General features: G+C 45.1%; 11 protein-coding genes. 9 read left to right on the top strand and 2 right to left on the bottom strand.

The window, feature by feature from the left end:
* Nucleotides 1-41 precede the first annotated feature (41 nt).
* The 3 genes from O9290_RS12480 (at nt 42) to thiL (ending at nt 1,941) form a co-directional block, all read left to right on the top strand.
* Nucleotides 42-713 (top strand): MBL fold metallo-hydrolase, encoded by a 672-nt coding sequence (locus tag O9290_RS12480; RefSeq protein ID WP_288056472.1) that lies wholly within the window; start codon nt 42-44, stop codon nt 711-713.
* A gap of 140 nt (nt 714-853) precedes the next feature.
* Nucleotides 854-976, top strand: a complete 123-nt coding sequence (locus O9290_RS12475; RefSeq protein ID WP_277927677.1) for a hypothetical protein — start codon at nt 854-856, stop codon at nt 974-976.
* Nucleotides 973-1,941 carry a thiamine-phosphate kinase gene (gene thiL, locus O9290_RS12470; protein WP_288056474.1) on the top strand — a complete coding sequence of 323 codons (969 nt, stop codon included), beginning with the start codon at nt 973-975 and terminating at the stop codon, nt 1,939-1,941. The genes O9290_RS12475 and thiL overlap by 4 nt, the downstream gene beginning before the upstream one ends.
* Before the next feature lie 3 nt (nt 1,942-1,944).
* On the opposite strand, the gene ffh is transcribed toward thiL, so the two are convergent.
* Nucleotides 1,945-3,381, bottom strand: coding sequence for a signal recognition particle protein (gene ffh, locus O9290_RS12465; RefSeq protein ID WP_002759594.1), 1,437 nt, complete (start codon nt 3,379-3,381; stop codon nt 1,945-1,947).
* Between the two features lie 170 nt (nt 3,382-3,551).
* Nucleotides 3,552-3,968, bottom strand: a complete 417-nt coding sequence (locus tag O9290_RS12460) for a hypothetical protein (RefSeq protein ID WP_002759593.1) — start codon at nt 3,966-3,968, stop codon at nt 3,552-3,554.
* 84 nt (nt 3,969-4,052) lie between these two features.
* Here O9290_RS12460 and hslO point away from each other — a divergent pair, with 84 nt between their 5' ends.
* The 6 genes from hslO to O9290_RS28195 form a co-directional block, all read left to right on the top strand.
* Complete coding sequence (gene hslO / locus O9290_RS12455) at nt 4,053-4,967, top strand: Hsp33 family molecular chaperone HslO (protein ID WP_002759591.1); 915 nt, start codon at nt 4,053-4,055, stop codon at nt 4,965-4,967.
* 63 nt (nt 4,968-5,030) lie between these two features.
* Nucleotides 5,031-6,986: a chromosome segregation ATPase gene (locus O9290_RS12450; RefSeq protein ID WP_288087112.1), complete on the top strand. Its 1,956-nt coding sequence runs from the start codon at nt 5,031-5,033 to the stop codon at nt 6,984-6,986.
* Between the two features lie 630 nt (nt 6,987-7,616).
* Nucleotides 7,617-8,828, top strand: a complete 1,212-nt coding sequence (locus tag O9290_RS12445) for a pentapeptide repeat-containing protein (protein WP_288054758.1) — start codon at nt 7,617-7,619, stop codon at nt 8,826-8,828.
* A 110-nt stretch (nt 8,829-8,938) separates the two neighbouring features.
* Entirely contained in the window at nt 8,939-10,597 is a 1,659-nt protein-coding gene (locus O9290_RS12440; protein ID WP_288054756.1) for a Ppx/GppA phosphatase family protein, read from the top strand.
* Nucleotides 10,598-10,812: 215 nt separating this feature from the next.
* Nucleotides 10,813-12,462, top strand: coding sequence for an alpha/beta hydrolase (locus O9290_RS12435; RefSeq protein WP_002759584.1), 1,650 nt, complete (start codon nt 10,813-10,815; stop codon nt 12,460-12,462).
* A gap of 176 nt (nt 12,463-12,638) precedes the next feature.
* The coding region (locus tag O9290_RS28195; protein WP_072024880.1) for a helix-turn-helix domain-containing protein at nt 12,639-12,694 on the top strand (56 nt) is incomplete at its 3' end.

Genomic DNA, 12,694 nt, shown 5'->3' with positions numbered 1-12,694 from the left:
AAGTTATAAACCGCATTGATTGTGATTTGGATAGGCAAACCATGCGATCGGAAACCGAATCGTCTCCTTTAGAGGTTAGCAAAACCACAAAACCCCCTCGATTAATTCTAGAAGGTTTATACGCTTTCTCGCCTAATCGGGAAACCCTAGGGGGAACCTCTTATCTTATTGTAGAAAATACTGGTAATATTCTGGTGGATTGTCCTAGCTGCGAGGAGAGCGAGCGGGATTTTCTCCTAGAAAAAGGGGTCCGTTACCTATTTTTTACCCATCGCGGGGGTCAGGGGAAACAGAGCGATCTTCTGCAAAGTTTACTTGATTGTGAGATTATTCTACAGGAACAGGAAGCTTATCTGCTTCCTCACCGTCAAATTACCGTTTTTCAGCAGCAAATCCAGTTATCTCCTACTTGTAGCGGTTTTTGGACTCCCGGCCATTCTCCCGGCTCCTCCTGTCTCTACTGGCAGCGTCACGGGGGGGTTTTATTTACCGGTCGTCATCTTCTCCCCGACACTAAGGGTCAACCGCAACCCCTACAGACCGCGAAAACTTTCCACTGGCCGCGGCAATTGCGATCGCAAAGGGCTATTTTAGACCGTTTTAGCCCGGAAACCCTCTCCTATCTTTGTCCGGGGGCTAATACCGGCTTTTTGCGAGGTCGGGGAATTATCGATCGCGCCTACGAAAAAATCAGCGCCAATCCTCTTAACTAGGGTCTGCTGAATAAATCTAAAAACCTTGTTGGATAACGCTTTTAGACTTTTTTTCCCTCAAAAAGTGCCGACCATTGGAGTGATTGGGGGGAAATTTTAGGGACTTTTTCCCTGAAAATTAGGTAATTGACCACCTGAAAATGGATAAAACCCTACACCCCACACCCCACACCCCACACCCTACCCCCACGAAAAACTTTTTGCCGCAAACCCTAACTAAAGACTTTTTAGAAGCTGCATCGTTCAATTCCCAGAAATTATGAATTTAACCGTTAAAGACTTGGGTGAACAGGGATTGCTACCGATTCTGCAAAAATATTGTCCTGCGGAGATTATCGGTGATGATGGGGCGATTTTATCCCTGAAAGAGGGTTACTCTCTCGTCGTCACCACTGATGTTTTAGTTAATAACGTCCACTTTAGCAATCTTACTACCTCTCCGGAAGATGTGGGCTGGCGAGCGGCGGCGGCTAATTTATCCGATTTAGCGGCTATGGGGGCAGAACCCCTGGGAATTACGGTAGGATTGGCTTTAACTCCCGCTCTAGCCATCGATTGGCTAGAAGGACTCTATCGGGGTCTTAGCTCTTGTCTGCAAGTATATCAGACGGCGATCGTTGGTGGCGATGTCTGTCGGGCCACGGAGATTAACATCAGCATCACCGCCCTGGGACAAGTGGCAAAAAATGAAGAAATTAGACGTTTTAACGCAAAAGTTGGCGATAGTATCGTTATTACCGGTTATCACGGTTTATCGCGGGCTGGATTAGAGTTACTCTTTCACCCTGAAACCGGCAGGAATTTAAATTCCGCCCAAAAAAAGCGATTAATCCAAGCTCATCAACGGCCGCGACCGAGACTCGATTGCATACCACATTTACAAAAAATTGTCAAGCAATTTCCCATCGCGGGCATGGATAGCAGTGACGGGTTAGCAGATGCCATCATGCAAATTTGTCGCTGTAGTGGGGTTGGTGCCGAAATCGAGAGGATTCCCCTGCATCCAACCCTGAAAGAATATGTAGGAGCCGAAAAAGCTCTAGAATGGGCTTTATACGGCGGTGAAGACTTTGAGTTAGTTTTGTGTTTGCCTCCGGACAGTGCCAGAGAATTGTTGGAGAAAGTGGGGGAAGAGGGGGCGATAATCGGTCAAATTGTCCCCGGGAGAGAGATAAAATTAGCCGATGGTAGAAACCTCAGTTTAAGCTCTGGATTTCAACATTTTTAGCCTCTATAAATCGCCAAAACCTTTCTTTTTCTTGATTTTCTTTGGTTTTTTCGGGCTGCCACCTTGACCGCGGAACCCCGGTTGATTGCCACCCCCAAACATTCCGCCACCCATCCCGGGCATCCCAGGCATAGCGGGCATTTGTCCCCGTCCCATCTGTTGCATCATCGATCGCATTCTGGTGAAATTAGCAATTAGTTTGGTCACTTCTGTTTCCGGATGTCCCGAACCTTTGGCAATGCGACGACGACGATTAGGAGACTTAGCCAATAAATCGGGGTTAGCGCGTTCCTCCGTGGTCATGGAATTAATCATCGCTTCCGTGCGTTTTAACTCTTTTTCGCCCTTTTCGATGTCTGTACCGCTCAGTTTGCCCAGACCGGGGATTAACTTTAAGACTCCCCCCAGGGAACCCATATTTTTTAACAGCCGCATCTGTTTGAGGAAGTCATTAAAATCAAACTTAGCCTCTAAAATCTTGGCCTGCATTTTGGCCGCGTCTTCTAGGTCTAACTGTTCCTGAGCTTTTTCCACTAGCGTCAGGACATCACCCATATTGAGGATGCGACTGGCAAGGCGATCGGGATAAAATGGCTCTAAAGCTTCTACTTTTTCGCCAACCCCAACAAATTTAATCGGTTGTCCCGATATTTGCCGCACTGATAAGGCCGCACCACCGCGAGTATCGCCATCAAGTTTAGTAAGAATTGCCCCCGTGATGCCGATTTGTTGGTGAAAAGTGTTGGTAAGACTGGCCGCTTCCTGACCGGTCATGGCATCCACCACTAATAAAGTGTCGTCGGGCTTGACAATTTTCTTGATTTGTGCTAGTTCGCCCATCATCTGGGTGTCTATTTGCAAACGACCGGCGGTGTCGATGATAACGGTATCTACGCCCAATTCTTTGGCTTTTTCCACACCTTGACGGGCGATATCGACGGGATTAGCCTGAGAACCCATCTCGAAGACGGGAACATTTATCTGTTTACCGAGGGTGATTAATTGGTCAATGGCCGCGGGACGGTAAACATCGGTGGCCACCATCAGGCAGCTTTTGGACTGTTTGCGGAGATATAGGGCTAATTTGGCGGTGGCGGTGGTTTTTCCTGTCCCTTGCAACCCGGCCATTAAAATTACGGTGGGGGGTTTATCGGCCTGAGCTAGGGGAACGTTACTTTCCCCCATAATTTTGACTAATTCATCATAGACAATTTTGATAAATTGCTGACCGGGATTGACTCCAGAAATAACTTCAGCGCCGAGGGCTTGTTTCTCGACCTCAGCAATAAATCCCTTGACCACCTGTAGGTTAACATCTGCTTCTAATAAAGCCCGCCGGACTTCTTTGAGGGTTTCTTGTATATTGGCCGAGGAGATTTTATCTTGACCTCGTAATTTTTTCCATGCGTCTTCTAAGCGGTCGGCCAGTGCGTCGAACATAGTTTCGGAATTAAATTTTTAACTAGATCGATTTTATCTCAAATGTCGGGGGAAGACCCCTGTTCTTAGCCTGTCATTAGTCCAGGGCCTGCATAGTGCAGCCACTCTCCCGGTGTAGGAGAGTGAGCAGCGGGGAGAGACAATCGATAATTGGGTTTTTAAAGTGCGATTTACTTACTAGCCACTCCTAAATCCTTCACTTCTAACTTTTGATTGCTCAAAAATAGTCGTAATTTCAACAAACTGAGAGTTTGACCGAGATTGAGGGGAAGGAAAGAAATGCCTTCTAAACGCGATTGTAACCAACCATCGCCCCAATACCATTCGTGATAGCCATCGATACCTTGACTCAAAAGCAAGCGTAAACACTGGTCATTGGCCAATAAAACCTGATGTTGTACGGGAATTAAACCTAACCAAGAGGTAAAAGTCAAACCTTCCTCTAATTTATCGGGTAGATTGGGCGAGAGCATTTGCGGCCACAGCCATTGACGGAGATGAGCAGTTTTGAGCAAACTATCCCGGATAGCCTGTTCACGGGCCGAGATTTCGATACGCAGCTGACTTTGTTGAAAATTGCCGAACATATTGTTGTCTGATAATTTTTGTTAAGTTAGTTAAAGAATAACTAAAAATCGGGACAGCGTTTTCCAAGGATAACAGTAAGTAGTATGGCAGATAAATTAATCCGCGCCACGGCCGCCGATGGCGGAATTAGAGTAGTAGGAGTGATTACCACTCGTTTAACCGAAGAAGCCCGCCAAAGACATAAATTATCTAACGTAGCCACTGCCGCTCTCGGTCGCACGATGGCATCGGCTTTACTCTTGGCTTCCAGTTTAAAAAAACCCGGTTCTAGGGTCAATATTCGCATTAAAGGCGACGGTCCCCTAGGCGGTGTTTTAGTTGATGCTGGACTCGATGGCACGGTGCGGGGTTATGTGGACTGTCCCCAGGTGGAATTACTCCCCAATGCTCAGGGTAAATTAGATGTGGGTCGCGCCGTGGGTAACAAAGGTTATGTGCGAGTCTTGCGGGAAGAAAAAGGTGAGGAGAGAAATGAACTTCAGGAAAGCATCGTCGAGATAGTTTCTGGGGAAGTGGGGGAAGATATCGCCTACTACCTAGACCAGTCGGAACAAATTCCCTCCGCTTTGCAAGTGGGGGTTTTTGTCGGTACGACCACAGGAGTAACGGCAGCTGGGGGAATTTTATTACAAGTTCTCTCGAAAGAGGCCGCCAGGGATGAGGTCTTGGTGGCTCGTTTAGAGTCGAGATTGCGAAAATTAACGGGATTTACACCCCTTTTACGAGCAGGAAAGGGTCTAGAAGATATTTTTCAGGAACTTCTCGGAGATATGGGTCTAGAAATTTTTCCAGCTGTGCAGATGCTGCGTTTTGATTGTGACTGCTCTTTTGAACGGGCCTTAGGAGCTTTAAAATTCCTTGGGGTCGATGAATTAAAAGACATTATCGAAAAGGATAAACAAGCGGAAGCCATCTGTGAGTTTTGCCAGGAAGTGTATAGTGCCAACGAGACGCAATTAATCCAATTAGTCGAGTCTCTACAAGCTGAATCTTGCTGAGAAGTTGGGCAATGAGCGCCCTTAGGGTAAAATCTATCTAAAATATCCGTCAGGGAGTCGTGAATGTTTAAAGGAAAAGAATTAACCAAAAATCTAGTCAAACGAGAATCGATAGACTCCCTGACTCGTTGGCCAGAGAAAACTAAGTCTTTTCTTTTTCTCTTTTGGTCTCGATACCAGCATCGTTTCACTTGGAAAGTTTGGGCGGCTTTATTTGTCGTCGTCTTTGGCGGTGTTGGCTTTCTCGCCACTTGGCAGTTATTAAATATGCAGAAGTCGCCCAATTGCCCAAAAATCTTCTGGCCTATTGCTTCTGCCTCCCTGCGTCTCTACTGCGCTCAACTTTCCGCCGATAGTCGCACCGTGGAGGGTTTACTCGCAGCAATTGCCCTAGTGGAAGCTTTACCCGATGACCATCCCTTGCGATCGCAAGTTAATCAACAGGTGGAAGAATGGGCGCGAGATATCCTGAATTTGGCTGAAAAAGACTATCAAGCGGGAAATTTACAGCAAGCGATCACTAAAGCTCGTCAAATCCCCAATAATATGGCAGTAGCGGCAATTATTGAAGAAAGAATCGCTAAGTGGCAAGGAACTTGGACGGAAGGCAACGATATCTTAAGCAAACTAGAGGAAAATCTCCGCGCTTCCAACTGGAATCAATCTTTCCGCCTAGCAGTGGATTTATTGAACTTAAATAACGAATATTGGGCAACGGTTAAATATAATGAAGCGCTCGCTAAAATTACCGTCGCCCGGGAAGATAGCAGTAAATTAGATAATGCCTTTAATCTCTTTGCCCGGGGCGGTCTCGACAATTGGTTGAAAGTCATCGAAGAAGCTAGAAAAATTCAAGCCAGCAGTTATGCCTATCAGGAGGCAGAAAAATTAATCGGGAAAACCGAGGATAAACTAAAAGAATACGCCGAAAGATTAATTGAGCGGAAGCAATGGCAAGCTCTCCGGGATTTGGCTAACCAAACCCCCAAAGACCTCAAAATTAAAGAAGATGTCACCGATTGGTCCCTCTTGTCCGCAGCGGCCTTAGATGCGGAAGCCGGCACGGTGGAGGGATTGGAAGCCGGCATACTGGGACTAGAACAAATCGACGCTTCTCGACCTCTCCATCAAACGGCCCTAGCTATGAGGGAACGCTGGCAGTTACAGGTACAGGATGTAAAAATACTGTCCGAGGCTAGAGATTTAGCACAAGCAGGTACGATCGAGCAGTATAGCGCCGCTATCGCGAAAGCGGGCGAGGTTCCCCGTAATAATCCCCTCTGGTCGCAAGCACAGCAGGAAATTGGCTCTTGGAATCGTCAAATACAAGTCATAGAAGACCGGCCGATTTTAGAACGGGCGCGGGAAATCGCTATCCCCGGCGATATTAATTCCCTCAGTAACGCTATTATTCAGGCGCAGGCTATTGGTAAAAATCGGGCCTTATACCGAGATGCCCAAAGGGAAATTCGCGACTGGCAAGTGCGGATTGAACGCATGGAGGATCAACCCATTTTAGATCAGGCTCAAGCTTTGGCCAATCTCAAAGACTATAGCACAGCGATCGAAACTGCCAATCAAATTCCCCCCGGTCGCACTCTTTCCTCGGAAGCTTCCCAAAATATCCGTCGTTGGCGCCGAGAGTTGCGGGCCCGTCAAAATCTCCAACAGGCTAATCAATTAGCGGCGACGGGAACCGCAGAAGGTTTAACCCAGGCGATTGCTTTAGTTACCAATATTTCCACTAAAACCGATGCGGGTGTGCAACGGACTGAATTGCTGGAACGTTGGAGTTATCAGCTTTTGTCTTTAGCCACGGACCTAGCTAATAATGGCAGTTATCTGGAAGCTATTCGCCTTGCTGAATCCGTATCCCCGGAAAGTACCGCTTACAGTTCGGCTCGCTCCCAAATACGAGGCTGGCGCAATATTCTCCAACCTCCGGCCCCACCACCAATAGTTGAATCGACTCCCCTTTCCCCAGAGTCCCCGATAGAAGCACCAAGTCCGGGTCAATAATCAGTTTTAGGGGCTGTTTTTGCCGTGGATTACCCCTAAAAAAAGTCCCTCATCCCCAGGGGTCTGTCAAGTTAAATCTGTATTATACTAAATCCTGTTTACAAGGGATAGGATGGCGGGGGAGCGGGGAGAAACAATCCATAACTTGGGAGTTCATCGCACTATTCAAAACCGATTTAGTATAAATTGCCAACAAATAACCAAAGCCAATTTTAAAAAGATAATAAGTAGGTAGGCGTTAAAAATTATCAGACACCCCCCTTATCAAGGCTGTCCATTAGTCACATCTTTCTTAACATTTCAAACCTTTGTAGCACAACGCTTTCAAGACTCGGTTAACAATTTGTAATATTCCTTGTTGACACCCTTACTGACAAAGAAAAAACTGAAATCAAGTCAGGATAAGAGTTGGAGTGCTTAATGAAAAAATTGTTAAGAAAGATCCCTATAAGGGATAGAAGGGTAGGGTTGATTCATGAATCAACCCTACTATGAATCGGCCCTAGGATTAAGGGGGGCAGGGAGGATCAAAGACAAAATCTATCTTCAATTTAATTATAACCACTTACTTACTTAGTTGTTATGAATTACATTAATCAATCAAGCAAAAAACAGACCTCCGTAATTTCTATGAAAGCAAGTGAGGTACTGGATTTATATGCCAAAGGGAAACGCAATTTTACAGGAGTAAAATTAAAAGGACAGTGTTTTCACGGACAGAATTTATCCGGGGCTAATTTTAGTCAAGCAGATCTGCGTGGTACTAATTTTCAAGGGGCTATTTTAGAGAGAACTAAATTTACCGAGGCCAGGGCAGGATTACTAAAGCGCGGTCGGCTACAATTAATTTTAATTTCTTGGTTAATAGCGGCTTTCTGCGGCTATCTGTGGGGATTAGCTGGTTATTATCTAGCTTTAATGCTGGTGACGGATGTAAGCCAATTTAAAATCATTGCTGCGGTGATAATCACGATTTTATCCCTAATTTACGGAAGATTTTATCGTCAGCGAGTTGGGGGATTACCCTTAGTTTTATCCTTGATTTCTGGTCAATCAACAAGTTTTATCCTAGCAATTTTTATCAGCTTAATTTTAAGTTTATTAACAGTAATTATACTAGCTTTTCAGGGAGCATTAGCAGGAATAGCCGTGATGAATGGAACTTTTTCTATAGCTTTGATTGTTGGGGTTTGTGGTACTTTATTCACCGCTTATCTGGCTTGGTTATCCCTAGAAGAATCAAGAGAAACGATGGCGAAATCGATAGCAATTGCTTTTTTAGCCAGTCAAGGTACAAATTTTTGCGGAGCAAATCTTAAAGAAGCTGATTTCACAGGAGCGCAATTAAAAGCCACCGATTTAAGGGCAAAAGATTTAACTAGAACTCGATTTTATCTGGTATCGGGCATCGAGCGAGCGCGTCGGGAAAAGACAATTCTGGACGAAGTTGCGATTAGAAATCTTCTGGTTACTGGTCAAGGGGAAAATAAAGCTTATATTGGCTATAATTTTCGCGGACTAAATCTTTCTGGGTTTAACTTCAAAAATGCCAACCTGAATAGGGCAAATTTGAGCGAGGCAAATTTAGCCTACGCTAATCTAGAAGGGGCAAATTTAGCCCATAGTAACGTGATGAGAGCCAATTTACAGGGAGCCACCCTGACGGGCGCTTGTATCGAAGCTTGGAAAATCGCCGAAAATACCAATTTAGAAGGGGTTGATTGTGATTATATCTATTTAGTCGAGTCCGAGGGAGAGCGCCGTCCCAGGGAGGGAGAATTTGGGGAAGGGGAATTCCGGCAATTGGCCCTGGAGCAGCGAAAATTGTATATTGACGAATAGGACAACTGCTATACAAAGCTAAAATTGCTGCGCCGAGGCGGACAATTAGAGGGATAATAAGACCAGCCTTAACACCTATCCCCCGACTGGTAACTGATCACTGATAAGCGATGGTGAATATTTCTAATCAAGTTACACCCAATCGGGAACTAGCGCCCCAGGCAAAAGTCCCCGATGTCCAAATCCTAGCGGCGATTGATATTGGTACGAATTCGGTTCACATGGTAGGGGTGAAAATTGAACCGTCTTTACCCGCTTTTACGATTATTGCCAGAGAAAAGGATACAGTCCGTCTGGGCGATCGAGATAGGAAAACTGGTAAATTAACCCTAGCGGCCATGGAAAGAGCGATCGCCGCTTTAAAACGCTGTCACGATCTGGCTATTAGTCTCCATGCGGATCAGATTATCGCTGTTGCCACTAGCGCCACCCGGGAAGCGACCAACGGCGACGAATTTTTGGCTTTAATCGAGAAAGAAGTCGGTATTTCTGTAAATCTCATCTCCGGACAGGAGGAAGCGCGCCGGATTTATCTCGGTGTCGTCTCGGGAATGGATTTCCAAAATCAAGCCCATATTATTATCGATATCGGTGGTGGTTCCACAGAATTAATCTTAGCTGATAGTCAAGAAATTCGCTTTCTTAGTAGTACCAAAATCGGCGCGGTGCGTTTGACCCAAGATTTGATCACCACCGATCCCATTAGTACCACAGAATTGGCCTATTTAAGAGCATACACCCGCGGAATGTTAGAGCGGGCAGTAGAGGAAATTAAACATCATTTACAGCTGGGAGAAGTGCCGCGTTTAGTGGGAACTTCTGGGACGATCGAAACTTTGATGACTATCCATGCTTTGGAGAAATTGGGGGAAATTCCCAATCCTTTAAATGGCTATCAATTAACCCGCAAAGATGTCAAAGAATTAGTCAAACGTTTCGCCACTTTGGACTATCACCAAAGACTGGCAATTCTGGGGATGTCCGATAAACGGGCTGAGATAATTCTAGCCGGTTCGATCGTGCTTTTGGAAGCGATGACCATGTTAGATGTTGATAAGTTAGTTCTCTGTGAAAGGGCCTTGCGAGAAGGGGTAATCGTCGATTGGATGCTGACGCACGGTTTAATTGATAATCGGTTACTTTATCAGAGTGAAATCCGTCAGCGCAGTGTCTTGAAAATAGCGAAAAAGTATCAAGTTAATTTAGAATCTGCTGAGAGAATAGCGGCATTTTCCCTGTCTTTGTTCGAGCAAACTCAAGGTCAATTACATTCCTGGAATCAGGAGGCTAAAGATCTATTATGGGCGGCGGCAATTTTACATAATAGTGGTTTATATGTTAGTCATGCTGCCCATCATAAACATTCCTATTATTTAATTCGCAATGGTGAACTGTTGGGCTATACAGAAACAGAGTTAGAAGTTATCGCTAATATCGCTCGTTATCACCGCAAAAGTAAACCGAAGAAAAGACACGATGATTTTATGAAATTAACGGAATATTATCAGTATATGGTCAGACATTTAAGTGCTATACTGCGCTTGGCCGTGGCTTTAGATCGACGACAAATAGGAGCGATTAAAAAGATTGAATGTAAGTATGATCCTGAATATAGAACCCTACATCTGCATCTTTTTCCCAATAATGCTGAAGATGATTGTGCTTTAGAATTGTGGAGTTTAGACTATAAAAAACCTGTTTTTGAGGAAGAATTTGGGGTGAAAGTAGTGGCAACTTTGGCATTTTTACCCTTAAATAATGAGCAGTGAGCGGTTATCATTGACTACCGCCGGTATTAGGTAGCTTGAAATCGGCGAGATTGGAATTTTCGAGACTTGTTACCCGTTATTCTAGGTCAAGATTATCGACCGTGGCAAATTGATAATTTTTGTTGATAGTCAAGCAAAAAAAACGTTAAAAACTGCGAAGTTACTGTTATAATGCAGAGGGAATAGGAACGCAGGAAGAAAAGGAGCAGAAAAACTTGTTGCAATTAGCTAAAATCGGTCGCTTGATCGCTCTGGGTTGCTTAGGAACAATACTGACTAGCTTCCCTGTCCTCTCGGCCGAGAGAATCACTTTTATCTTAGCGCCCTTTAGTCGTACCCTAGAAATTAGTTCCCTAGAAAAGTTTGCCAAAACTGGCAGAATTGACGCTAATCTAGGACAATATTTAGGTAATACAACTGCGGAACAACAAAAAGAATTTCGGCAAGCTTTAACCACAAGTAAAGAAATTAATCCCGTCCTGATCTCGCGCTTTTTTAACACCAGAATGGGGGAAGATATTCTCAACCTTTTAGGGGAACTGATCACCATTCAAGGGGGTATTAATGGTAAATTTGCCCTGCGTTCTGCCCTAATTAAATCGGCTTTTGAACCGGGAGGGGTAACTATTCTTAATCTGCTGCGTAATCTGCCCACTAATATGCAGATTGATGTGACAAAAGTGCAAAGACTAGCTCGGGCGATCGATGTCGTCCTGAAAGCCACCACAGTATTCACGGAAAAGGTGGCGCAATTATCCTTAGAAGAAGCTAAAAAGGCCGGTGAAATTAATTTTACCGCCATGACTGACCCCCGACAACCCGGACCGCAACAAGTGGAACAGATGCGGCTGGATTTAACCGATAGCCGTCGTCAGAGGGAACTTTATCTAATTATTGTCAAACCCAAGGGGCAATTAACCCAGAAAACCCCCGTTATCGTCTTTTCCCACGGTTTAGCTTCTCGTCCTGAAGATTTTGTCCGACAAGCGGAACATTGGGCTAGTTACGGTTATCTCGTCGCCATACCCCAACACCCCGGCAGCGATACCCTACAGGTGCAGAATCTGCTCGCTGGTTTATCGCGGACGGTTTTTTATACCAACGAATTTGTCAATCGTCCATTGGACATATCTTTTGTGATCGATGAATTGCAAAGACGCAACGCGGGGGAATTTCAGGGGCAATTAGATGTAGATAATGTGGGAGTTGGTGGACATTCCTTCGGCGGTTATACAGCCTTAGCTGTGGGTGGAGCGACAATCGATTTCGAGAATTTACAACGGGACTGCCAAAGAAGATTGGCTTTTCTCAATGTCTCCCTCTTGCTGCAGTGTCGTGCTTTGGATTTACCGCGAGAAGAATACAACTTTCGCGATCCGAGAATAAAAGCGATTTTTGCGGTTAATCCGTTTAATTGGAGTATTTTCGGGGCTAAAGGACTGGCTAAGATCGAAATTCCCACTTTTGTAGCGGCAGGAACCTACGATCCCGCTACCCCCGCTATTTTTGAACAGGTGCGCTCTTTTCCCCTGCTCAACACCGAAAATAAATATTTAGCTCTGATTGAAGGTCAAGCTCACGTCGATTTTTCGGTACTAGATGCGGGAATTAACGAAGCGATCGAATCCGTAGCCGATCTTACCCTGCCCGCACCATATCTGATCGATAGTTACGCCCATTCTCTATCTTTGGCCTTTTTTGAGGTGTATATTCGCAAAAACCCCGGCTATAAACCTTTTTTACAGGCGGCCTATTCCCAATATCTTAGTCAAGGCCAAGAGTTTCGATGTTTTCTGATTACCCGCGCCTCCTCGGCCGCTTTAGAACAACTCATCGAAGATTTTACCGCTCAAAATGTCCGTTAATCAGTTATCAGTTATCAGTTCACTGTTTACTGTTTACTGATCACTGAAAAGCTCCCCACTTCCCCACTTCCAATTCATAATTCATCGAAAATTTGGGTCTGAAACCCCGTCGTTCTACGACGGCTTTACTGTTAAATATGAGCATCGTTTACGAAATATATGCTAAAATGTGAGACATGGAAAAAGCCTACTCGTTCCGATTTTACCCCACACCCGAACAAGAGTCGCTATT

The organism is Microcystis sp. LE19-41.2A, from assembly GCF_027530405.1.
GTDB classification, from domain to species: Bacteria; Cyanobacteriota; Cyanobacteriia; order Cyanobacteriales; family Microcystaceae; genus Microcystis; species Microcystis aeruginosa.
This window is presented reverse-complemented; position numbering and strand designations above follow the sequence as displayed.

What these genes read in the sequence shown, in the direction of transcription:
- O9290_RS12480 (WP_288056472.1), top strand. Translation starts at nt 42, where the DNA reads ATGCGATCGGAAACCGAATCGTCTCCTTTAGAGGTTAGCAAAACCACA.
- O9290_RS12475 (WP_277927677.1), top strand. Translation starts at nt 854, where the DNA reads ATGGATAAAACCCTACACCCCACACCCCACACCCCACACCCTACCCCC.
- thiL (WP_288056474.1), top strand. Translation starts at nt 973, where the DNA reads ATGAATTTAACCGTTAAAGACTTGGGTGAACAGGGATTGCTACCGATT.
- ffh (WP_002759594.1), bottom strand. Translation starts at nt 3,381, where the DNA reads ATGTTCGACGCACTGGCCGACCGCTTAGAAGACGCATGGAAAAAATTA.
- O9290_RS12460 (WP_002759593.1), bottom strand. Translation starts at nt 3,968, where the DNA reads ATGTTCGGCAATTTTCAACAAAGTCAGCTGCGTATCGAAATCTCGGCC.
- hslO (WP_002759591.1), top strand. Translation starts at nt 4,053, where the DNA reads ATGGCAGATAAATTAATCCGCGCCACGGCCGCCGATGGCGGAATTAGA.
- O9290_RS12450 (WP_288087112.1), top strand. Translation starts at nt 5,031, where the DNA reads ATGTTTAAAGGAAAAGAATTAACCAAAAATCTAGTCAAACGAGAATCG.
- O9290_RS12445 (WP_288054758.1), top strand. Translation starts at nt 7,617, where the DNA reads ATGAAAGCAAGTGAGGTACTGGATTTATATGCCAAAGGGAAACGCAAT.
- O9290_RS12440 (WP_288054756.1), top strand. Translation starts at nt 8,939, where the DNA reads ATGGTGAATATTTCTAATCAAGTTACACCCAATCGGGAACTAGCGCCC.